This is a genomic window from Allokutzneria oryzae (assembly GCF_042429765.1).
Taxonomy (GTDB): Bacteria; Actinomycetota; Actinomycetes; order Mycobacteriales; family Pseudonocardiaceae; genus Allokutzneria; species Allokutzneria oryzae.
The window spans coordinates 131,343-152,857 of the sequence record NZ_JBHLZU010000005.1 but is presented as its reverse complement, the minus strand read 5'-3'; the positions used below and the strand labels follow the sequence as shown (position 1 = coordinate 152,857).

The window sequence follows — 21,515 nt, the reverse complement described above, 5'->3', positions numbered from 1 at the left end:
CGACCTCTACCGCGATGACGCGGCAGGCACGACCAGCTCGACGAGGCGAGCCGTTCAGCACCGTGGACCCGCTGTGATCGGCATGTCGCCGAGCAGCCGGGCGAAGCCGTCCTCCACCACGACCGGGACGCCGTAGTCCCTTGCCTTGCGGGCCTTGGTGGACAAGGAGTCCGGGTCGGCGGCGACCAGGACCTTGGTCCAGCGGCAGATGTTGGGCGGGGACACCACCAGCCCGGCGTCGCTGGCCTCCTCCAGCCACAGCTCGCGGGGCTTGACGGTCTCGCCGGTGAAGGTGATCCGGTCGCCCGGCCGGAGCCCGAAGGTCCCCCAGACCGCCCGTCGCGCCGGGAGGTCCACCAGCGCGGCGGGCAGACCGAGCAGGTCGGCGACGGCGGCGCGGTCCGCGGGGCTGTCCGGGGCGAACTCGGCGAGGTACCTGCGGTGCAGCTCCCCGGCCGTCGCACGGTCGATCCCGCGCTCCACCGCCGCCGCGACCAGCTCGTCCTGCTCGCTGACGCAGAGCACGCGGTCGATCAGCGCGCGGTCGAGCACCGCGAGGTAACCGTCCACATCGGACGGTGTGGTGGCCGAGGCGGGGATCCGGTCGACGAACAGCCCGGTCCGCACCGCTCCCCTGCGCACCGTGCGCGCCCCGGGGGCGGCGGGCGACACCGGCCACCGCCGGGTGCCCGCGTCCTCGATCAGCGCGGCCCACGGCTCAGGGCGAGCCCGCTCCATTCCGAGGTAGGTGACCATCAGCCCGGCCGCCGCGTAGGCGTCGTCGAGCGCGGAGTGCGCCTGGAGCAACGGAATCCCGGCGACCGCGCAGCAGGCGGCGAGCGAGCGGGACGACGTGGTCAGGTAGCTCTTGGAGAGTTCCATCGTGCACAGGCCCAGGTCGGAGCGAACCGGCACCGCCATGCCCGCCCTGGCGAACTCGGCGGCGAGGAACCGCGCGTCGAAGGCGAGGTTGTGCGCGACGACAACGCGCCCGGCGAGCAGCCCGGCCAGCTCGGCGGCGATCTCCGGGAAGGCGGGGGCGCCGAGCACCTCGGCGGCGGTGATCCCGTGGATGTGCTGCGGGCCGAGGTCCCGGCCGGGGTTGACCAGCGTGCACCAGTCGCCGGTGACCGCGCCGTCCCGGTCCAGCAGCACGACGCCGATCTCCACGACCCGGTCGTGCCAGCCCGAGGACAGGCCCGTGGTCTCGACGTCGACCACCGCGTAGCCGCCCGGCATGACTCCTCGGCACCGTCCTTCCAGCCCCCTGGGTGATCACGTAATCAATACCCGGCTCGGCCCCGGCCGCGGCACTCCGGGTGGCGCAGCGGGCGTTGCGGCGGACGGCCCGCACGGCCTCGGCTTGATCTCGGTGTTCACCCGTTCGTGTCCGAAGCGCGTTCGGCGCAGGTACGGTCCTGCCTGTGCGCCTCCCCTGGACCCGAGCACCCCGTGCCGCGCTGGCAAGCATCTCCACCGTGCTCGTCGCCGCGCTGGCCGGGCTCGTGCTCTCGTTCGTGGTGACCGCCGCGGCCACCCACACCGTCTCCAGCGGCTCGGCCGCGGTCGCCTACCAGACCGGTCGCGGCTGCCCGGGGATCGTCACACCCACCGTGGACGGCGAGCGGCTGCGCCCGGACCAGGTCGAGCAGGCCCTGCGGATCGGCACGGAGGCCGCCGCTCGCAACGGTTTCGAGCAGATGGTCGGTGGCCGCTACACCTCGGTGCGACGGGTGGACTTCAACGGCAGGACACCCTGGCTGCGGATCGGCCACCGCGAGGGCGCCGCCGACCACGTGAAGGTCCTCCAGGGCGGCGAGCGCACCGGGCTGTGGCTGCCGCGCAGCGTCGCCGAGGCCGGTGGCGTGCGGCTCGGCGACCGCGGCCTCGGCGGCCTGCTGCCGCCGGTGACGACGATCTTCGAGGACATCGCCGCGCCGACCGGGAACTGGTGGTGCAGCGAGGAACGCTACGTCGTCGCCAACCCGCTCGCCGACGAGAGCACGACCGCCGCGCTCGGTTTCCTGCCCGACCGCGCCGAGTTCGACAAGCTCGTCGCGGCGCTGCCGACCGACCTGCGCGCCCGCATGTCGTACACGCTGACAATGCGCTTCCCCCAGCAGCTCCCGGCCACGCTGACCGAGGCGCACGAGCTCGCCGACCGGTCGGCGGCGCTGCTCGGGCAGATCGACTCCGAGCTGAACGCCGCGGGACTCGGCACCGCGTTCACCAGAACCGACCTGCTCCGGCGGGGGATCGAGCTCTCCGAGCAGGCGCGCACGAGTGTGCTGCTCGCGGTGCTGCCGCTGACCGCGGTCACGGTCCTGGTCGGCCTGGTCGCGGTCGGCGCGGTCGCCGTGCAGTGGTGCCAACGCCGCCGCGCCGAGGTCCGGCTGCTGTGGGTGCGCGGTGTCTCCCCCGCCGGGCTGGGCGGCAAGGCCGTGCTGGAGCTGATCGTCCCCTTCGTGCTCGGCGGCGCGGCAGGACTCGGCCTCGGCAGGCTGGCGCTGCCGCTGTTCGCGCCGAGCACCGCGCTGGACCCCGGCACGTTCGGCCTCACCGCGGTGATCGTCGCGGCGGTGCTCGGCCTGGCCGTGCTCGTGCTCGGCGGGACGACCGCCGTGCACGTCCGCAGGGCGTTCCAGGCGAAGCCGCGCGGCGCGGGACGACGCGTCCTGCGCTGGGTTCCTTGGGAGCTCGGCACGTCCGCGCTCGCGGTGTGGTCGTGGACGAGGCTCGTCAACGGTGCGCTGACCGTGCAGCGCGGTGAGGTCCTGCCCCGCATCGACCCGATCGCGCTGGCCTTCCCGCTGCTCGTGGTGCTGACGGCGGCCGGGCTGATCTCGCGGGTCCTCGGCGTCTCCCTCGGCGCTTCGCACCGGCTCGACGCGTGGTCCTGGCCCGCGGTGCAGCTCGCCGTGCGGCGACTGGCGATCTCCCGCACCACCGCGACCGGCGTGCTGACCGTCGCCGCGCTCGCGGTGGGCACGGTCGCGGTCGGCTACGGCGTGACCAGCGCGCAGCAGAACGCGCTCGACGACAAGTCCGGCATGGTCGTCGGCGCCAACACCGCGGTGCAGCTACCGCTTGAGGTGGCAGAGGGCAAGGTCGCGGTCCCGGCGGAGCTGGGCTCGACGACCACGCTGGTCGGTGACGCGCCGGGGTTGGTCAACGGCAGTCAGGTGCGGGTGCTGGTGGTCGACCGGGCCAGCTTCGAGCGGATCGCGTGGCAGGCCTCCTCGATCGACCTCACCGACGAGCTGGCCAAGCTCGGCCCGGCGGACTCCTCAGGGGCCGCCCCGGCCCTCAGCGTCGGCAGGACCCCGCAGGGCAGACTCGAACCGGTGGGTGGAGTCAAGATCCATACGGTCGGCTCGCTCCCCCAGTTCCCGGGCTTCGGCGTGGACCGGGGCTACGTGATCGCCCGCGAGGCGCTGCCCAACGCCTACGACGCGGCGGCGTGGCGGCTGTGGAGCACCGACGAGGACATCAACCGCGTCACCGCGCAGCTGACCGCGGGCGGGGTGCGCTACTTCAACCCGCAGAGCCGCACCAAGGTGATCGACGCGCTGCCGTTCTACGTGGTCAGCTGGACGTTCTCGTTCATCACCGCGCTCGGCGCCGTGCTCGCGGTGCTGGCGGCGTCCTCCCTGCTGCTCTCCGTCGAGGTGCGGCGGAGGCAGAACGTTCTGTTCAGCGTGCTGGCGACGCGGATGGGCATGCGGCGGCGCACCCTGGTGTCGAGCCACCTGGTGGAGCTCGGTGTGATCGCGGCGCTGGCCACCGCGGTCGGCACGGCGGTCGGCGTGCTCGGCGCGGCCCTGTCCGCCGCGCGGCTGGACCCCGCGCCGAGGCTGGCGCCGTTCCCGTCCGTTCCGGACCCGTTGCCGTTCGTCCTGCTCACCACGCTCACCGCGGCGGCGATCGTGGTGGTGGCGGGCGCGATCGCGGTGCGGGCGGTCCGCACCGCACGAGCCGGGGAGCTGCTGCGTGGCTGAGCCGTTGACCGACATCGCCTCGGTGCCCGCGTTGGAGCTTCGCGGGGTCCGCCTCGACTACCCGACCCCGTCCGGCCCGGTGACGGCGGTGAAGGAGGTGGACCTCGTGGTGCCGCGCGGCGGGCTGACCGTGCTCGCGGGCCCGTCCGGCTCCGGCAAGTCCACGCTGCTGCGACTACTCGGCCTTGTCGAGCGGCCGACCGAGGGCACGGTGTGGTTCGACGGCGGCCGGGTCACCGGTCTGGCGCACCGGCAGCTGCGGCGGCTGCGCAGGAACCGGGTCGTGATGATCTTCCAGAACCCGGCGGACAACCTCTTCGACTACCTCACCGTCGGGGAGAACCTGGTGGCCGCCGCGCAGCTGGCCGGACGCCGGGCCGCGCAGGAGAACCTGCTGGAGCGCCTGGGTCTTCCCGGCACCGAGGGCTGGCGGGTCAGCGCGCTCTCCGGCGGTCAGCAGCAGCGGCTGGCCTTCGCCTGCGCGATCGCCGCGGGCGCGGAGGTGGTGCTGGCCGACGAGCCGACCTCGCAGCTGGACGCGCGCTCGGCGACGCTGGTGCTGGAGACCCTCGCCGAGCTGGCGACGTGGGACGTGACCGTGGTGGCGGCCTCGCACGACGACCGGCTGATCGAGCTCGGCAGCCCGGTGGTGCGCCTGCGCGACGGACGGATCACCTCGACGGAAGGACTGCGATGACCGACTCGGTGCTGTGCGCGCGTGGCGTGCGCCGGTCCTTCCCGCAGGGCACGGGCGTCGTGGACGTGCTCAACGGCGTGGACCTGGAGGTCTCGGCGGGCGAGTTCGTGACGCTGGCCGGCCCGTCCGGCTCCGGCAAGAGCGCGCTGTTCGCGGTGCTCAGCGGCTTCGACACCGCCGATGAGGGTGACGTGTTGCTGCTCGGCGAGCGCATGGCGGAGCACCCGTCGTGGCAGGACTGCGCGGTGCTGCCGCAGGTGATGGGCCTCGCCGACGAGCTGACCGTCGAGGAGAACGTGGCGCTGCCGCTGCGCCTGCGCGGTGACGCGCCCGAGTCGGCGGTGGCCCGCGCACGGGAGCTGCTCGACGAGCTCGGAGTCGGCGCGCTCGCCGACCGCTACCCCACCGAGCTGTCCTTCGGGCAGCGCCAGCGAGCCGCGTTGGCGCGGGCGCTGGCACCCCGGCCGCGACTGTTGCTGGCCGACGAGCCGACAGCGCACCTGGACCACGCGACCGTCCCGCTGGTGCTCGGGCTGCTGCGCCGCGCGGCGGACGAGGGCGCGGCGGTGCTGGTGGCCACCCACGACGAGGAGGTCCACGAGGCCGCGCACCGGCGGCTGCGGCTGGTGGAGGGACGGGTGACGGCGGGCGCCTCCCCACTGTGAGGGACACCCACCACTCGATACGAGAAGTCTTCGCGTTATCTCCGGCGATCCGGACTCGGACAGCATCGGCAGGGAATACGTGAACACGACCCGGCACCACTTCGCATTGATCTTTGCGGCACACGGCTGACAACCACATGCCCGATTGACGTATCCGACGTTGTTCCCGAAGAAAGATGGGCACCGACTCCCAGCGGATGCAAAGCGGGGCTTCGGCGGCCAGTTTCGGGCAAAGCAGAAATCATTACGCCTGGCGCACGCCGCCGGCCTCGGCCTCACCCCCGCACTACCCGCCCATTCCACCGGGCCGCCAAGAGGGTCGCGAAAACGCGCGAGGCCCCGAGGAGCGGATCGGACACCGCGATTACGGAGATCCTTTCCTGTGCGTTTTCGCCGAGCGCGAACAGCACGGGGTGTGCACATCTGGTCACGGCCCGCGCTAAGGCTCAAGTGAGGAAGATCGCACCCACATCAAGAACATGCGATCGCCGGAACGGTGAGTTAGCCTTCCCAGGTTCCGATTAGACCAATAGGGGGATCCCGTGGAGCAGGCAGCGACACCGATCTACGACGAGCTCTTCAAGGAGCTGACCGCGGGCGGCGTGGTCACCGAGGACAAGCCCGCCGCCGAGGCAGATGCCGACCTGGAGACCTCGGGCCGCAGGCACCGCGAAGCTTCCTGAGGCGGCTCCGGAAGCACTCGAAACGCGCAGTCCCCGGGGCACCCGCGTCGATACACTCGGTAGCGATGCGCGCCGGACACCGTTTTCGCCCACTGCGGCTGGTCCTGTTCACGCTCGCGGTGCCGATCATCGGGCTGAGCGTGCTGCTCTCCGACGGCCGCGCCCCGCTGGCCCCTGGCCCGCCTGCCGAGGCCCCGCACGCGGTGGTCGCACTCGGTGACAGCTCGATGTCCGGCGAGGGCGTCGGCGACTACGAGCCGGGCACCAACGGTGAGAACGGCAACTGGTGCCACCGTTCCAACCGCTCGCTGGTGCACCACACCGCGATGACCAAGGCGATCACCACGATCAACCTCGCCTGTTCGGGGGCGGTCGCGCGCAACGTCGGGCTCACCGACGACACCCACCACACCGAACGCTCCCAGGCGCAGCGCCTCGCGGAGGTGGCCCGCGTCTTCCGCGTGACCACCGTGGTGGTGCAGATCGGCGCCAACGACGACCCGGGCTTCGCCCGCACGGTGACCGACTGCGCGGGAGCCTGGCTGCTGGGCCGCGAGGCGGGCTGCGCCGCGGGCCTCACGACGGACTGGCCGAAGCGGGTCGACCGCATGGTCCCGAAGGTCGGCCAAGCTCTCGCGGACATCCGCACGGTGATGCGCAAGTCGGGCTACCAGGACTCCGCCTACTCCCTGGTCGTCCAGTCCTACGCCGCCCCGGTCGGCCCGAACGTCCTGTCGGCGCTGCAAAGCCTGGCAGGCTGCCCGTTCCGCACCGAGGACCTCCAGTGGGTGCGCACCAAGGCGGTCTACCAGCTCGCCGACGGCCTGCGCCGGGCGGCGGACGGCGCGAACGCCCGCTTCCTGGACCTGTCGGGGGCGGGCGTGGGGCACGAGGCCTGCACCTCGGCGGCGGAGGGCAAGTCGGAGTGGTTCACCAGGCTCACGGTGAACTGGAACGACCTCCGCCATGACGACCGCGCCCGCCACGCGATGCAGGAGTCCTTCCACCCCAACGCCAACGGCCACGAACAGATCGGCAGGTGCCTGGGCCGCTTCCTGCGCACGCCGGAGCGCATCGGCGCCTGCGTGCCGGACCCGGCGGGCGGACTGGACCTGGTCACCGGCGAGGCCGCGCTCACACGCGCGTCCGGCTGAGGCCCGCGCACGCGCAACCGTTGGGACACGAGGGTTTTGCCAGGCTGGACGGTCCGTTCGCCCGCTTATGCCCCCTGGGCCGACCCACTACTGTGTTGATCATGGAGCCGGTGGTGAGCGTGGTGATCCCGACCAAGAACCGTCCTGGGCCGCTGGCCTCGGCGCTGGAGAGCGTGGCGGCGCAGACACTGACCGATCCCGGATCCGCCCACCGGATCGAGGTGATCGTGGTCAACGACGGCGGCACCGGCGTCGGTGACGTCGTGAAGGAGTCGGGGCTGGACAACGTCAAGCTGATCGAGTCGCCGGACTCGCACGGGCACTCCGCCGCCAGGAACACCGGGATCGACGCGGCCGAGGGCCAGTACATCGCCTTCCTCGACGATGACGACCTCTACCTGCCGGAGCACCTGGAGACCGCGCTCAGCACGATGCGCGCCACTGGCGCCGACCTGGTCTACGCGCACTGCCGGATCAGCGACCGCCGCGTCGAGCCCGGCGAGGTACCGGCGCGCACCGAGCACGCCTTCGACGTCGCCTACGACAGCGCGATGTTGCTCGTCTGCAACTACATCCCGACCTCCACGATCGTCTGCCGCAACGACCGCGCGGCGCGGTTCGACCCCACCATCCCGGTGCTCGTGGACTGGGAACTGTTGCTGCGCCTGGTGCACGGGCACGGGTGGAAGGTCGCTTCGACCGATCGGCCGACCGTGGTCTACCACCGGATCGCCGACCAGAGCAGTGACACCGTCGACGCCGTGCGGATCGTGGAAGGACACGACCGCTACCGCCAGGGGTATCCGGCGCTGCTGGACCAGTGGCCGGTACCGCCGACATCGCCGATCGCGGCGCTGCGCCAGCACATGATGGACTTCAACAACGTGTGCCACGAGCGCCTCGTGCGCGGTGAACCGCTGCCGCACTTCCTGTACGAGCAGGCTCTCCGCGTGCTGCACAGCGCGCACACCGGCCGGATCGACGTGGCCGAGGTGCCCACGCGCCTGCTCGCGACCCTGGGCTAGGTCCTACCCGTCCCGATGCCGCACTGCGCTGTGCACGCGACCTGGCGCACTCAGGGTTTTCGCGTTAAGGCTCCACAACGCGAACGAGGGGTACGGGGGCGCGCGTGGTGAGCGGCGGGTGAGCGGCCGGTGAGGTGGTGCCGCTCCCGTCAGGACACGCCCTGGCGGGAGCGCCCGCTCAGACCGCGGGCGGGCGCGCCTCGTACGGCGTGGACAGCACGACCGTGGTCTTCGTGGAGACGTTGGCCGCCTCGCGGATCCGCCGCAGCAGGTCCTCCAGGGCGGTCGCCCGCGCGACGCGCACCAGCAGGATGTAGGAGTAGTCGCCCGCGACCGAGTAGCACGCCTCGATCTCGCGCAGGTGCTCCAGCCGCTGCGGGTAGTCATCCGGAGCCGACGGGTCGATCGGCGTGACCGAGATGAAGGCCGTCAGGGGCAGGCCGACCTGCTCGTAGTCCAGCTTGCCCTGGTAGCCGCGCAGCACTCCGCGCTGTTCGAGGCGGCGAACTCGTTGGTGCACAGCGGAAACGCTCAGACCGACCCGCTCGGCGAGGTCGGTGAAGCTGCACCGGCCGTCCTCGGAGAGCTCGCGCAGGATCGCGCGGTCAATGGGCTCCAACGCCGAACTCATCTACAGCACCACCAATTCGTGCGGCTGGTTGTTCAACGACCGGACCCCATCCTCAGTGACAACCACGATGTCCTCGATGCGCGCGCCCCACCGGCCTGGCAGGTAGATGCCCGGTTCGACGCTGAAGGCCATGCCCGGCTCCAGGGCGATCGCGTTGCCCGACACCACGTACGGCTCCTCGTGCACGTCCAGGCCGATGCCGTGCCCGGTGCGGTGCACGAAGTACTCGCCGAAGCCCGCGGCGGCGATCACCGAGCGCGCGGCCTCGTCAACCGACTCGGCGGTGACGCCGGGGCGGACCGCCTCGACGGCCGCGGCCTGGGCCCGCTGGAGCACCGCGTAGGTCGCCGCCACGTCGTCCTGCCGGGGCTCGCCGATCGAGTAGGTCCTGGTGCAGTCGGAGTTGTAGCCGCTGGCCATCGGCCCACCGATGTCGATCACCACGACGTCGCCGCGCTCGATCACCCGCTCGGAGACCTCGTGGTGCGGGCTCGCGCCGTTGGGGCCGGAGCCGACGATCACGAACTCGGCCTCGGTGTGGCCCTCGGCGACGATCGCGGCGGCGATGTCCGCGCGGACCTCCGCCTCGGTGCGCCCGGCGCGCAGCCACTCGCCCATCCGCGCGTGCACCCGGTCGATCGCCGCGCCCGCCTCGGCCAGCGCGTCGATCTCGGCCGCGTCCTTGCGCATGCGCAGCTCGCGCACGATCGGCCCGGCCAGGCTCTGCCGCGCCGAGCCGAGTGCGTCGCGCAGCTGCAGGGCGTGCAGCGCGGGCATCATGTCCGACACCGCGAACGCCGTCGCGCCCGCGACCTCGTCGGCGACCATCCGGAACGGGTCCTCGCCGTCGACCCAGGTGCGCAGCCGCACCCCGAGCGCGTCGAAGGGCAGGTGCGCGTAGCCCGGCGCCTCCAGGGCGGGCAGCAGCAGCACCGGCGCGTCCGCTCCGAGCAGCAGGCAGCTCAGCCGCTCGTGCGAGCCGCCGCCGACTCCGAGCAGGTACCGCAGGTCCGAACCCGGCGAGATCACCAGGGCGTCCACCCCGGCTCTCCCGGCGGCCTCCCCGGCTCTGCGCAGACGTGCCCGGACGGCCTCGACGTCAAGCGCCCCAGTGATCGTGGACATGGTCACCACACTAGTGCTCCCCGGCAAACCAGTTCGTTCACCGAGGAAGAAGTCAACCCAGGTTGACGCAGCGGAGAAGTCAACCTAGATTGACGAGCGGGGAGGACGTAGCTTTACCGGATGGAGGTCGACAAGTTGGCGACTCTGGTCGGGCAGGCGGGCGACGACGACCCGCTGAAGGCCCTCTACGCCGCCGCGGAGATCCGCCACGAGGCGGAGCGCATCGAGGCGGTGCAGGTGCGGCGGGCGCGCGGCAGGGGCGTGCCCTGGGCGCTGATCGCCGAGGCGCTCGGCGTCTCGAAGCAGGCGGTGCACAAGAAGTACGGCGGCCATCCCTGGTCGAAGCGCGGCTGACCGCCGTACGTCCACAGTAGACAGCTCAGCGGGAGTCCATCTCCCGCCAGACCGGGAACACCAACGGGCACAGCGTCGCGCCCAGGTAGATCAACCCGCCGACCGCGAAGGTCAGGTGCACGTCCCAGGTCTCAACGGCCAGCCCGCCGAGCAGCGAGCCCAGCGGCATGCCCACCAGGGCGCAGGCGCCGATCGCGCCGATCACCGTGCTGCGGATGCGCACCGGGATGCGCCCGTACTCCACGACCGCCAGCAGCGGGTTGATCGACCCGGCCGCGAACCCGGCGACGGCCACCACCAGCAGGATCGCCGGCAGCCCCGGATCGACCGTGTAAATCAGCAACCGCACCGGGCCGACCAGGATGAACGCCGTGGTGAACAGCAGTCTTCTGTGGTGGATGCGGTGGCCGATCCAGCCGTAGATCAACGTCCCGGTCAACGCGCAGGCGCCGAACACGCCGATGATCATGCCGAGCGCCACGCTGCTGTGCAGCACGTCGCGCGCGTAGGAGGGCATCAGCACGGTGATCGTGGCGCTGTCCAGCGCGTTGGTCACCGCGATCATCCCGGCGATGGCCGCGATCAGCCGGTCCGACCGCAGGTAGGAGATGCCCTCGCGCAGTTCGGCGAGGTAGTTCCTGCGCTCGGCGGGCGCACCGTCGAGGTGCCGCACCCAGACCGCGACCACCAGCGCGGAGAACAGGAACGTCGCCGCGTCGATCACCAGCACCTGCGGCGGCCCGGTGAGCGCGATCAACGACCCGGCCAGCGGGCCGCCCAGCATCCTGGTGGCCCGGCCCGCGCCGTCGTAGCCACTGGCCGCGCGCTCCACCGTGGTGCCGGCGAGCTCGGTCAGCCTCGGCAGCATGCTGTAGCGCGCGGTGTCCCCCGGCGCGCGGCTCATCCCGATCACCATGGCCAGGACGACCAGCTGCCAGAACGGCAGGCCGTTCGTGGCGTGCAGCAACGGGATCAGCCCGACCGCGACGACCGCGACCAGGTCGGAGAGCACGCTCACCGCCTTCGCCCCGAACCGGCCGACCAGCGGGCCGCCCAGCACCGAGGACAGCACGAGGCCGACCGCCTCGATCGCTCCGACGAGGCCGGTCTGGGTCGCGCTCCCGGTGGTCTGCAGCACGAACCACGGGATCGCCATCAGGGTCATGGTCGTGCCGCAGCCGGACACCGCGTTCGCGACGAGCACCGCCGCGAGCGGCCCGCGCGTCCTGCTGGGCGTCGGCGCCGGAAGTGCCCCGACCGTGGCGCGTGGCGGCGGGGCGGGTTCGGCAAGGGTCAAGGCTGCTGCTCCTCGTTGCGGCGGTGGGGAAACGCCTGCAGCTGCACCCGGACCGCCTCGTCCCCGTCGGCCCGTGGCCTGCGGTAGCGCGCGATGACGGCGCCGAGCTCCTCGACGAGCTCGGCCAGTTCCGGTGCGGTGAGCCACAGGTCCCAGTCGGACAGTGTCGCGGCGCAGACCCACTGGCGGTGCCAGGACTCCACGGCTGCGACGAAGGCGGCGGCCTGGCCGAAGTCGCGGTTGACCACCTCGTGCAGCAGCACCTGCACCGCGCCCCAGGAGTCGGGGTCGTCGAGGAACTGCGCCTTGTCGAAGGTGATCACCTCGTGGAGGGCGCGCCACCAGCGGTCGCGCCGGTTGCCGCGGTCCGGGTCCTCCTCGATGAACCCGTACTCGGCGAGCTGGCGCAGGTGCCAGCTGGTGCTGCCGGAGCTCTCGCCGAGACGGGCGGCGAGCCCGGACGCGGTTGCCGGGCCGTCCTGGCGGAGCAACGCGAGGATGCGCATCCGCAGCGGATGCGCCAGTCCCCGGAGGCTGCGGGCGTCGAGTGGCTGCCCCCACCGCTGCGGATCGGTCGTTGTCGGCACGGAGCGGAAGCTAGTTCGCCAAGGAGCCTTTGCAATGGGTTCTTGGCAAATCAGTTACTGAAAGCGATCAGGAGATGTAACCGTAGTAATCCTTTTGGGGTAGTTGCCAACCCCCCATACGACTCTCGCCCGCCCCGTGATTACACGGAGCGGGCGAGAAAACACCAACGAGTGGCCTAGTGACCGCTGTACGCCAGCTCGGGACGCTTCGGCTCAGGACGCGGCTTGACGGTGAAGGACAGCGAGTACACCCCGTCGACGAGCATCGCGATCGTCCAGACCTTGGCGACGGTCAGCAGCACCTCCGCGCGACCGAGGTCCCAGTCGGCCAGCCACAGGCCACCGGCCAGCAGGCTGCAGCCCAGCGCCCAGGACGCCACGTGCTGGTACCAGTTGGCGCGCACGAACCTCGCGTGCGCGCGGCCGTGCTTCGGCTTGGCGGGCGGCGGCGGGCCACCGGCGAAGCGGTGGTTGACCCGCTGGTCGGCCCAGCGGATCATCCGGTGCCCCCACACCACGGAGATGCCGAGGTAGAGCGCGGCGATGGCGTGGTGGAACGCGGCCTTGCCACCGACGGTGAGGTCGTAGCCCGCGACGATCAGCAGGAACACGTCGGTCAGCGGCGTGCAGATCAGGAACGCCACGCCCAGCTTCGGCATCTTCAGCACGTAGCGGGCGAACAGGCCCAGCCCGATGAATAACCAGAAGCCGACCTCGGCTCCGATGATGGCCCAGTAGATCATGCGTTCTCCCCTGTGACTGCTCTGAACTGGAACACGCGGTCGAGCCGCGCGTCGACCGCCTCGACGACCATCTCGGCGCTGATCTGCCCGGCGGCCAGCAACGCCTGCTGCGCCAGCCCCTCGGCGAAGGCCAGCAGCTGCAGCCCCTCGACCCGCGGGTCCAGGTCCTCGGCGGCCTCCCCCGCCAGCTGCCCCCGCACCACGGCGTCGGCCAGCTGCTCCAGGCGCCGCAGCGTGGCCGCCTCGTAGACCTTGGCCAGCTGTGGCGCACCCACGCTGCGCGCGCAGAAGGCCAGCCAGACCCGGGCCTCGTCGGCCCGCACGTCATCGAGCGGCATGAGCTGCAACAGCGCCTCGCGGACCAGGGACCGCGCGGGGACCTCCCGGTCGCCGCTGGACTCCAGCAGCACCCGCAGGCGCTCGTCGAAGCGCTCGTCGATGGTGTGGAAGGCCAGCAGCAGCATCTCGTCCTTGTTCGAGAAGTAGTGCTGCACCAGGCCGACCGACACCCCGGCGGCGGCGGCCACCTTGGCGACGCTCACCTCGTCCAGCCCGCGCTCGGCGGTGAGCCGCAGCAGCGCCTCCACCACCTGCCTGCGGCGCAGTTCGTGGTCGATCACCTTGGGCACATTTTTACAATATGACCATATTGGAAAAGGTGCAAGGTCGGCCTCCCCGCGGATGTCGGTGCCGGATGGCAGGCTTGGCCGGGTGAGGACTCCCCTGGTGCTGCTCGACTCCGCGAGCCTGTGGTTCCGTGCCTTCTACGCGCTGCCCGAGTCGATGACCGCCCCGGACGGCACGCCGGTCAACGCGGTGCGCGGCTTCGCCGACATGGTCGCCAAGATCATCACGGAGCGACGGCCGTCCCGGCTGGTGGCCTGCATGGACGCCGACTGGCGGCCCGCGTTCCGGGTGGCGGCGCTGCCCTCGTACAAGGCGCACCGGGTGGCCGAACCCGAGGTCAACGCCGAGGAGGTGCCGGACACGCTCACCCCGCAGGTCCCGGTGATCCTGGAGCTGCTGGACGCGATGGGCATCGCCACCGCCGAGGCCGCGGGCTACGAGGCCGACGACGTGATCGGCGCGCTGGCCACCTCGGAGGACCGCGACCCGGTCGAGGTGATCACCGGCGACCGCGACCTGTTCCAGCTCGTGCGCGACGAGCCGACCCCGGTGCGGGTGGTCTACACCGGCAAGGGCCTGGCCAAGGCCGAGACCTACGGCCCGGCGGAGCTGGCCGAGCGCTACGGCCTGCCGGTGGGCAACGCGGGTCCGGCCTACGCGGACATGGCGGCGTTGCGCGGCGACCCCTCCGACGGCTTGCCCGGCGTCGCGGGGATCGGCGAGAAGACGGCGGCGAACCTGATCACCGCGCTCGGCTCGGTGGAGGAGATCCTCGCCGCGCTCGACGATCCGGCCGACACCAGGATCCCGGCCCGTTCCAGGGGCAAGCTCGACGCCGCCCGTGACTACCTGGCGGTCGCCCCCACGGTGGTGCGCGTCGCGGTCGACGCGCCGGTCGCCCTGGACCGCGACGACGTCCTGCCCACGGCCCCTGCCGACCTCGACCGCGTCCGGGCACTCCAGGAGACGTGGGGCCTGAGCCGCTCGGTGGACCGGCTCCTCGCCGCACTGGGCTGACTCCGCTCGGGACCGGTCAGAGACTCGGGGCCGGTCAGAAGAAGGTGCCCGACCACGGGGGCGCGCCGGTGGTGAAGAGCCGGTCGGCGCGCAGGAGCGCGTCCGGGTCGTGCGCGGTGAGGCGGCCGGTGGTCGCGAGCACCGAGGCGGAGACGTCGCCCAGGTAGAGCATGGCCAGCGCGTCCACCGGCAGCTCCAGGTCGGCGCGCGCGTCCGTGCGCTCGACGCCCTCGGGGCCGACGCGGTAGCTGCCCGCGTTCTCCGGCAGGAACCGGTCGTGCACCTCGACCACGACCGGGTCGGCGTCGCCGTAGGAGCGCGCGGCCAACGCGGCGGGCACGTCCACCAGGCGCAGCCAGGTCTCCTCGCCCAGCGCGGTGGTCCGGCACTCGCCGCGGTTGGGCACGATCAGCTCCACCGGCTCGTCCAGCGGGCGCAGCCACGCGCTCACCGAGCGGACCAGGTCAACGCCGAGCAGGAAGCGCCACAGGTCGAGCACCACGCCGAGGGACGTGCCGTGCAGGTCCTGCACGGTGAGCGTGCGGTCCTCGCTGGGCGGGGTGACGGAGGTCTGGTAGGCCACGAAGCCGTCGTCGCCGTCGGGTCCACTGTGGACGGCCACGGTCAGGTGCTCCTTCAAGCTGAGCCGCCGCTGCACGACCATCCGCCACCAGCTCTCGGGGCGGGCCATCATGCCGGGACGGCGCAGGCCGATCCGCTCGTACAGCCCGGGCAGCACGGTCATCATCTCGTCGGGCTCCAGCAGCCGGATCTCCCCGCTACTGGGCATGGGCGGCAGCGTGCGGCCCCTGGTGGACTCGGCCTCGACCGTGCGCCCCCTGGTCGCGACGCCGTAGCCGAACCGGCCGTAGATCACCGACTCCGTGGCGTGCAACGCGGCAAGGGGCTCGTCGAGCTCGCGGAGCTGGCGCAGCTGCGCGCTCATCAGCTCGGTCAGCACCCCTCGGCGCGTGTGGTCGGCGCGCACGCCGACCCGGCTGACCGCGGCGAGCGGCAGGACCTTCCCGCCGGGAACCACCATGGCGGACCCGAAGGACTGCGCGCTGCCGACGATCCGGCCGGAGCGGAACGCGCCGAAGGACCGCCGCGCCGGATAGCCGTCGGCGGCGTGCTCCCATTCCTCGTCGGTGGAGGGCGGATGGTGCAGGCTCCCGCGGAACACGGTCTGCGCCGCGTGCTTCTCGTCCTCTTCCAGCACCCGGACCACGTAGTCGCTCACGCGCTGATCCTCTCCGGAAAAGCCGAACGGGGCGACCGGATATCCGATCGCCCCGCGTGAGCCGGCGCGCCCTACTTCGGGTAGCCGACCTCGTACTTGCCCTCGGCGGTCTTGACCGTGATGGGCACGGTCTTCTCCTTGCCGTCGATCTTGGCCTTGCACTCGAACGTCGCGTCCACCTTGACCTCCTTGTCGGAGGGGCAGGTGACCGACTCGACCTTCTGGCCGTACCGCTCGGTGACCATCTTCTTGACGTCGTTCTGCATCGCCGACGAGTCGAAGACCTTGGTGTTCAGGAAGCCCGGGTAGACGAAGCCGGTGACGCCGACCGCGGCGACCAGGACCACGGCCACCGCGCCGATGATGATCGGCAGCTTGGACTTCTTCTGACCACCCTGCTGCTGCGGGGCGCCGTACGGGTTCTGCCCGAACTGCCCCGGCTGGCCCTGCTGCTGACCGGGGTAGCCCTGCTGGGGGCCGCCGGGCTGCTGGGGGTAGCCGCCCTGCTGCTGACCGGGCTGGCCGAACTGCCCGGGCTGGCCCTGTTGCGGGTAGCCGGGCGGCGGGAAACCGCCGGGCTGCTGCGGCTGCTGGCCGTAGCCGGGCTGCTGACCGAACTGGCCCTGGTTCGGGTCGTAGCCGCCGGGCTGCTGCTGGCCGGGCACGGGCTGGCCCTGCTGGGGGCCGCCGGGCTGCTGCGGGAAGCCGCCGGACGGGGTGCCCTGCTGGCCGTACCCCCCGCCGTAGGGCTGCTGACCCCACTGCTGCTGGTTGGGGTCGTTCCCTCCGGGCGGGCCGTAGGGGCTGGTCATTCTCTTTTCGCCTCCGGGATCGAGGTCGCGCCATGGACGACTTCGCGCGCTGAGCGTCGCTGCGCGCGATCCAACCACAGCTTTGCTGGCAAATCGCACCAGACCGACCAATTGGGTCGCATTGTTTTCTCCGGCAGGCTCACAGTGTGCCCATCGCCACCACACCGCGTCGCAGCGAGGTCGCCGCCTTGGCCGCCGTCGCCCCGACCGGGTCGGCCCTGCCGACCACGTCGCGCACCTGTTCCAGCAGGTCGATGACCTGACGGCACCAGCGGACGAAGTCGCCAGCGGAGAGCTCCTGGCCTCCTGCCTCCGCCGCGGTGAGCACCTTCTCCAGAGACTCGCCCCGGGCCCACCGGAAGATCGGCCAGGCGAAGCCGACGTCGGGTTCCCTGGTGCGGTTGTGCAGCCGGAAGCGCCGCTCGTCGTCCTCCAGGTCGGCCCACAGCCGCACGGTCGCGGCGAGCGCGTCGGTGACCGCGCCCGCGGGCACCCTCGGCGCGCCGAGCGGATCCCGCCGCGCCTCGAACACCAGCGCCGAGATCACCGCGGCCAGCTCCGGGGCGCCCAGACCGCGCCACACCCCGTGCCGCAGGCACTCCGCTGCCAGCAGGTCCGACTCGCTGTAGAGCCGGGTCAGCCTGCGGCCGTGCTCGGTGACCTGCTCGTCCGCGCCCTCGCCGTCGAGGTAGCCGCGCTCCCGCAGCAACGCCCGGATCCGGTCGAAAGCCCTGGCGAGCGAGTGGGTCGTCCCGGCGACCTTGCGCTCCAGCTGCTCGGTCTCGGCCTCCAGCCGCTGGTACCGCTCGCCCCAGCGGGCGTGGTCCTCGCGCTTGTCGCAGCCGTGGCACGGGTGCGCGCGCAGGGCCCTGCGCAGCGCGGCGAGCTCCCCGTCCTCGTCGGGGCCGCCGCGTCTGCGCCCGGTCCGCGCGGGCACGCTGATGCCGGTGTTGCGCAAGGTGGACGCGAGGTCGCGGCGCGACCGCGGCGACCGGACGTCGACCTGCTTGGGCAGCCGGACCTGGCCGAGGGCCTCCACCGGCGCGGGGAAGTCCGCGGCGGAAAGCCTTCCCGCCCACCGGTCCTCGTTGACCACCAGCGGCCGCGTCTCGCCGCGTTGGTCCAGACCGGGATCGATGACGATCGCCAACCCGCTGCGCCGCCCGGTCGGCACGGCGATCACGTCGCCCTTGCGCAGCCGCTCCAAGGAGGACTCCACCTCGGTGCGGCGGGCGGAGCTGTTCTGCTTGGCGAGCGCCTTCTCCCGCGCCGAGATCTGCTTGCGCAGCCCGGCGTACTCGGAGAAGTCACCGAGGTGGCACTCCATCGCCTCGGTGTAGCCGGCCAGTGCCTCGCGGTTGCGCTCGATCTTGCGGGAGACGCCCACCACCGAGCGGTCGGCCTGGAACTGGGCGAAGGACTGCTCCAGCATCTCGCGCGAGGCGCTGGCGCCCAGGCGTTGCACCAGGTTCACGGCCATGTTGTACGCGGGCCGGAACGAGGAGCGCAGCGGGTAGGTGCGGGTGGAGGCGAGGCCGCCGACCTGCTTGGGGTCGATGCCCGGCTGCCACACCACGACCGCGTGGCCCTCGACGTCGATGCCACGCCGCCCCGCGCGCCCGGTGAGCTGGGTGTACTCCCCCGGCGTCAGATCGACGTGCGCCTCGCCGTTGTACTTGACCAGTTTCTCCAGCACCACGGTGCGGGCGGGCATGTTGATGCCCAGCGCCAGCGTCTCGGTGGCGAAGACCGCCTTGACCAGGCCTTGGACGAACAGCTCCTCGACGGTCTCCTTGAACGCGGGCAGCAGGCCGGCGTGGTGCGCGGCGATCCCCCGCTCCAGCGCCTCCTTCCACTCCCAGAAGCCGAGCACCGTCAGGTCACCCTCCGGCAGCTCCGAGGTCTTCTCCCGGACGATCTCGCGGATCCGCGCCACCTCGGACTCGGTGGTCAGCCGCACCCCGGCGCGCAGGCACTGGCGCACCGAGTCGTCGCAGCCGTTGCGGCTGAAGATGAACAGGATCGCGGGCAGCAGCCCGGCTCCGTCCAGCCGCTCCACCACGTCCGGCCGCCCTGGCGGGCGGTACCGCTGGCCCCGGCCCCCGCCCCGCGGGCCGCGCGCCCGGGAGAACGGCACGAAGTGCCGGTCCAGCTCCCCGACGTGCCTGGCCAGCTCCGGGTTGATCCGGGTCTCGCCGGAGCTCTCCGCGGCGAACAGGTCCAGCATCCGGTTGCCGACGAGCATGTGCTGCCACAACGGGACCGGGCGGACCTCGTCCACGACGATCGTGGTGTCACCCCGCACCGTCTTGAGCCACTCGCCGAACTCCTCGGCGTTGCTGACCGTGGCCGACAGGCTGACCAGCCGCACGTGCTCGGGCAGGCTGAGGATGACCTCCTCCCACACCGCGCCGCGGAAGCGGTCGGCGAGGTAGTGCACCTCGTCCATCACCACGTAGCCCAGGTTGTCCACAGTGGACGAACCGGCGTAGATCATGTTGCGCAGCACCTCGGTGGTCATCACCACCACCGGCGCGTTGCCGTTGACAGAGGTGTCCCCGGTGAGCAGTCCGACGTTCTCCGGCCCGTAGCGGGCGACGAGGTCGGCGTGCTTCTGGTTGGACAGCGCCTTGATCGGCGTGGTGTAGAAGCACTTGCGGCCCTCGCCGAGTGCCATGTGGACGGCGAACTCGCCGACGACGGTCTTGCCCGCTCCGGTCGGCGCGCAGACGAGCACGCCGTGCCCGTCCTCCAGCGCCTCGCAGGAGGAGCGCTGGAAGTCGTCGAGCTCGAAGGACAACAGCGGCGCGAAGTCGGCGAGCCGCGGGTACCTGGCGCGTTTCCTGGCCGCGGCGTACGCCTCGGACGGGGACGAACCGGTGCTGGAGGAGCTGCTTGCTACCACCCGTCCAGGTTGTCACACGCCCCTGACAGGACCGAGTGGATAGTCGCGCCGCGCCGCATTTTTGATCATTTCGGCACCGGCTCAGGGCGTGAGGACCCGCAGCGCGCCCGGCACCGAGGTCACCGTCAACGGCAGCTCCGCCTGGAGTTCGCCGTCGGCGTAGGCAACCCAGCCGGTGCCGCCGCCCAGCCGCACCCACCGGGCCCGCAACGTCCGCACCTCGGGCAGCTCCACGTGCGCGCCGGACCGCAGCCTCGGCAGCATCCTCAGCAGCAACGCCCTGGACGCGGCCGTGACCACCGTCAGGTCGAACAGCCCGTCACCCGCGTCGGCGCCGGGACACACCGGGATGCCGCCGCCGTAGCAGCGGGTGTTGCCGACCGCGACCAGCGCGGCGTCCAGCTCCAGCCGCTCCCGGTCGGTCTCCACGACGAGCGGACGCGCCCTCAGGTGGACCAGCTCGGCCAGGATCGCCAGGTCGTAGCGCCTGGGACCGCGCGGCCAGCGCATCCGGTTGGCGCGTTCGTTGACCGCGGAGTCGAACCCGGCGCAGAGCACGGTGGCGAACCACGCGCCGCCCTCGACCCGGCCCAGGTCGATGCGGCCGAAGGAGCCCTTGGCCAACGCGGCGGCGACCGCGTCGGCCGCGGCGAGGGAGTCCTTCGGCCAGCCAAGCGCGGAAGCCAGGTCGTTACCGGTGCCTGCCGGGATCACCGCGAACGCGGTCGCGGACTCCGCGCACGCCTGCAACCCCGCGTGCGCGGCCCCGTCGCCGCCGAGCATCGCCAGAACGTCCACACCGGACTCCACGGCGCGGTGGGCCAGCTCGACGGCGTGCTCACCGCTGCGCGCCACGGACTGCACGAGCCGCCCCGCCGCGGGACGGATCCGGGCGGCGACGCTGCCAGCCACCCGGGCCGCGGCACCCGCTCCGGAGGCGGGACTGACGACTAACGCGACCTTCGGACCGCTCACGTCGCGTCGTCGTAGCGGTTACGTGGCGGCTCCGGGGGTTCGGTCCGCCGCGGCTCGACGGAGGCGACCGGCGCCGGGGCGGGCGTCTCGACCGCGGCCGGGCCGAGGTCCAGCGGCGCGGCCTCGTCCGGGGACAGGTGGGCCCACTGCGAGGACTCGTCCCGCTTCGCCTTGCGCTTGTCGTGGACCCGGCAGATCTGCAACGCGAACTCGAAGAGCACGGTCAGCGCGAGCGCGAGCACCACCATGCCGACCGGGTCGGTGCCCGGTGTGGCGACGGCGGCGAAGACGAACAGCGCGAAGATGATGCCGCGCCGCCACTTGCTGAGCTTGGCGTAGGTGAGCACGCCGATCCGGTTGAGCATCACCACGACCAGCGGCATCTCGAAGCTCACGCCGAACACGATCAGCATGGTCAGCACGAAGCTGACGTAGGACGCGCCGGTGAGCGCCGTGAGGTAGAAGCTGCCCGCGAAGCTGACCAGGACGGACAGGCCTGCCGGGATGACCAGGTAGGCGAGGGCGGTGCCGACGATGAACAGGAAGCTCGCGGAGAAGACGAAGATCCGCGCGAACTTGCGTTCCTTGGCGTAGAGGCCCGGCGTGATGAACGCCCAGATCTGGTACAGCCACACCGGGCTGACCAGGGCGGCGCCCGCGCCGAGGCCGACCTTGAGCTGGATCATGAACGCCTCGAACGGCTGCTGCTGGATCAGCACGCAGGGGGTGCTGGGGAACCGCTGCTCCGCGGGGATCGAGCAGTACGGATCCCGCAGCAGCGACTCCAGCGTCGGCAGGCCGGCGATCCTGGTGGTGAACCAGATCCAGCCGATGATGCCGCCGACGGTCAGTGCCAGGGAGATGACCGCCACCCGGTGCCGCAGCTCGTAGAGGTGCTCTAGGAGCGTCATGGTGCCGTCCGGGTTGTGCTTCCGGCTCCATGGCTTGCGCTTGCGGCCGCTCGGGATCAGGCGGCGGAG

At 71.9% G+C, this 21,515-nt stretch carries 20 protein-coding genes; 8 read left to right on the top strand and 12 right to left on the bottom strand.

All coding sequences use genetic code 11. From position 1 onward, the window contains the following. Positions 1–54: 54 nt before the first annotated feature. Positions 55–1,239, bottom strand: a complete 1,185-nt coding sequence (locus ACFFQA_RS06055; protein ID WP_377850643.1) for an exonuclease domain-containing protein — start codon at positions 1,237–1,239, stop codon at positions 55–57. A 185-nt stretch (positions 1,240–1,424) separates the two neighbouring features. On the opposite strand from ACFFQA_RS06055, the gene ACFFQA_RS06050 reads away from it, so the two are divergent. From ACFFQA_RS06050 to ACFFQA_RS06025, 6 genes are all read left to right on the top strand, one after another. Continuing rightward, the gene (locus ACFFQA_RS06050) at positions 1,425–3,998 is read left to right on the top strand and encodes an FtsX-like permease family protein (RefSeq protein ID WP_377850642.1); all 2,574 of its coding nucleotides are present in this window, start codon (positions 1,425–1,427) and stop codon (positions 3,996–3,998) included. Between the two features lie 13 nt (positions 3,999–4,011). Next, the gene (locus tag ACFFQA_RS06045; RefSeq protein WP_377850802.1) at positions 4,012–4,695 is read left to right on the top strand and encodes an ABC transporter ATP-binding protein; all 684 of its coding nucleotides are present in this window, start codon (positions 4,012–4,014) and stop codon (positions 4,693–4,695) included. Next, positions 4,692–5,360 carry an ABC transporter ATP-binding protein gene (locus ACFFQA_RS06040; RefSeq protein ID WP_377850641.1) on the top strand — a complete coding sequence of 223 codons (669 nt, stop codon included), beginning with the start codon at positions 4,692–4,694 and terminating at the stop codon, positions 5,358–5,360. The genes ACFFQA_RS06045 and ACFFQA_RS06040 overlap by 4 nt, the downstream gene beginning before the upstream one ends. Positions 5,361–5,902: 542 nt before the next feature. Beyond that, positions 5,903–6,043, top strand: a complete 141-nt coding sequence (locus ACFFQA_RS06035) for a hypothetical protein (protein WP_377850640.1) — start codon at positions 5,903–5,905, stop codon at positions 6,041–6,043. A gap of 65 nt (positions 6,044–6,108) precedes the next feature. After that, entirely contained in the window at positions 6,109–7,197 is a 1,089-nt protein-coding gene (locus ACFFQA_RS06030) for a GDSL-type esterase/lipase family protein (protein ID WP_377850639.1), read from the top strand. A 101-nt stretch (positions 7,198–7,298) separates the two neighbouring features. After that, positions 7,299–8,222, top strand: coding sequence for a glycosyltransferase family 2 protein (locus ACFFQA_RS06025; RefSeq protein ID WP_377850638.1), 924 nt, complete (start codon positions 7,299–7,301; stop codon positions 8,220–8,222). Between the two features lie 178 nt (positions 8,223–8,400). Here ACFFQA_RS06025 and ACFFQA_RS06020 read toward each other — a convergent pair whose 3' ends face one another. Further along, complete coding sequence (locus tag ACFFQA_RS06020) at positions 8,401–8,853, bottom strand: Lrp/AsnC family transcriptional regulator (RefSeq protein ID WP_377850637.1); 453 nt, start codon at positions 8,851–8,853, stop codon at positions 8,401–8,403. Further along, positions 8,854–9,987: a M24 family metallopeptidase gene (locus ACFFQA_RS06015; protein WP_377850636.1), complete on the bottom strand. Its 1,134-nt coding sequence runs from the start codon at positions 9,985–9,987 to the stop codon at positions 8,854–8,856. Positions 9,988–10,098: 111 nt separating this feature from the next. Between ACFFQA_RS06015 and ACFFQA_RS06010 the strand changes: the two genes are divergently transcribed. Next, entirely contained in the window at positions 10,099–10,332 is a 234-nt protein-coding gene (locus ACFFQA_RS06010) for a hypothetical protein (protein WP_377850635.1), read from the top strand. Between the two features lie 25 nt (positions 10,333–10,357). On the opposite strand, the gene ACFFQA_RS06005 is transcribed toward ACFFQA_RS06010, so the two are convergent. From ACFFQA_RS06005 to ACFFQA_RS05990, 4 genes are all read right to left on the bottom strand, one after another. Beyond that, positions 10,358–11,629, bottom strand: coding sequence for an MFS transporter (locus tag ACFFQA_RS06005; RefSeq protein WP_377850634.1), 1,272 nt, complete (start codon positions 11,627–11,629; stop codon positions 10,358–10,360). After that, positions 11,626–12,216, bottom strand: a complete 591-nt coding sequence (locus ACFFQA_RS06000) for a helix-turn-helix domain-containing protein (RefSeq protein WP_377850633.1) — start codon at positions 12,214–12,216, stop codon at positions 11,626–11,628. The genes ACFFQA_RS06005 and ACFFQA_RS06000 overlap by 4 nt, the downstream gene beginning before the upstream one ends. 176 nt (positions 12,217–12,392) lie before the next feature. After that, the gene (locus ACFFQA_RS05995) at positions 12,393–12,959 is read right to left on the bottom strand and encodes a hypothetical protein (protein WP_377850632.1); all 567 of its coding nucleotides are present in this window, start codon (positions 12,957–12,959) and stop codon (positions 12,393–12,395) included. Beyond that, positions 12,956–13,588, bottom strand: a complete 633-nt coding sequence (locus tag ACFFQA_RS05990; protein WP_377850631.1) for a TetR family transcriptional regulator C-terminal domain-containing protein — start codon at positions 13,586–13,588, stop codon at positions 12,956–12,958. Before ACFFQA_RS05990 ends, ACFFQA_RS05995 begins: the two co-directional genes overlap by 4 nt. Positions 13,589–13,670: 82 nt before the next feature. Here ACFFQA_RS05990 and ACFFQA_RS05985 point away from each other — a divergent pair, with 82 nt between their 5' ends. After that, positions 13,671–14,603, top strand: coding sequence for a 5'-3' exonuclease (locus tag ACFFQA_RS05985; protein ID WP_377850630.1), 933 nt, complete (start codon positions 13,671–13,673; stop codon positions 14,601–14,603). 34 nt (positions 14,604–14,637) lie between these two features. Here ACFFQA_RS05985 and ACFFQA_RS05980 read toward each other — a convergent pair whose 3' ends face one another. The 5 genes from ACFFQA_RS05980 to tatC all read right to left on the bottom strand — a co-directional run bounded on the left by ACFFQA_RS05980 (position 14,638) and on the right by tatC (position 21,446). Continuing rightward, entirely contained in the window at positions 14,638–15,843 is a 1,206-nt protein-coding gene (locus ACFFQA_RS05980; RefSeq protein WP_377850629.1) for a GNAT family N-acetyltransferase, read from the bottom strand. A gap of 71 nt (positions 15,844–15,914) precedes the next feature. Beyond that, the gene (locus ACFFQA_RS05975; RefSeq protein WP_377850628.1) at positions 15,915–16,655 is read right to left on the bottom strand and encodes a DUF4333 domain-containing protein; all 741 of its coding nucleotides are present in this window, start codon (positions 16,653–16,655) and stop codon (positions 15,915–15,917) included. A 139-nt stretch (positions 16,656–16,794) separates the two neighbouring features. Further along, positions 16,795–19,560 carry a DEAD/DEAH box helicase gene (locus ACFFQA_RS05970; RefSeq protein WP_377850627.1) on the bottom strand — a complete coding sequence of 922 codons (2,766 nt, stop codon included), beginning with the start codon at positions 19,558–19,560 and terminating at the stop codon, positions 16,795–16,797. Positions 19,561–19,641: 81 nt separating this feature from the next. Continuing rightward, a complete protein-coding gene (locus ACFFQA_RS05965; protein ID WP_377850626.1) occupies positions 19,642–20,535 on the bottom strand; it encodes a diacylglycerol kinase family protein in 894 nt (297 codons plus the stop codon). Further along, positions 20,532–21,446 carry a twin-arginine translocase subunit TatC gene (gene tatC, locus ACFFQA_RS05960; protein ID WP_377850801.1) on the bottom strand — a complete coding sequence of 305 codons (915 nt, stop codon included), beginning with the start codon at positions 21,444–21,446 and terminating at the stop codon, positions 20,532–20,534. Before tatC ends, ACFFQA_RS05965 begins: the two co-directional genes overlap by 4 nt. Positions 21,447–21,515 lie beyond the last annotated feature (69 nt).

Excerpts from the sequence above, each read along its gene's own strand:
- ACFFQA_RS06025 (WP_377850638.1), top strand. The coding sequence starts at position 7,299 with ATGGAGCCGGTGGTGAGCGTGGTGATCCCGACCAAGAACCGTCCTGGG.
- ACFFQA_RS06055 (WP_377850643.1), bottom strand. The coding sequence starts at position 1,239 with ATGCCGGGCGGCTACGCGGTGGTCGACGTCGAGACCACGGGCCTGTCC.
- ACFFQA_RS05995 (WP_377850632.1), bottom strand. The coding sequence starts at position 12,959 with ATGATCTACTGGGCCATCATCGGAGCCGAGGTCGGCTTCTGGTTATTC.
- ACFFQA_RS06030 (WP_377850639.1), top strand. The coding sequence starts at position 6,109 with ATGCGCGCCGGACACCGTTTTCGCCCACTGCGGCTGGTCCTGTTCACG.
- ACFFQA_RS06020 (WP_377850637.1), bottom strand. The coding sequence starts at position 8,853 with ATGAGTTCGGCGTTGGAGCCCATTGACCGCGCGATCCTGCGCGAGCTC.
- ACFFQA_RS06010 (WP_377850635.1), top strand. The coding sequence starts at position 10,099 with ATGGAGGTCGACAAGTTGGCGACTCTGGTCGGGCAGGCGGGCGACGAC.
- ACFFQA_RS05975 (WP_377850628.1), bottom strand. The coding sequence starts at position 16,655 with ATGACCAGCCCCTACGGCCCGCCCGGAGGGAACGACCCCAACCAGCAG.
- ACFFQA_RS06040 (WP_377850641.1), top strand. The coding sequence starts at position 4,692 with ATGACCGACTCGGTGCTGTGCGCGCGTGGCGTGCGCCGGTCCTTCCCG.
- tatC (WP_377850801.1), bottom strand. The coding sequence starts at position 21,446 with ATGACGCTCCTAGAGCACCTCTACGAGCTGCGGCACCGGGTGGCGGTC.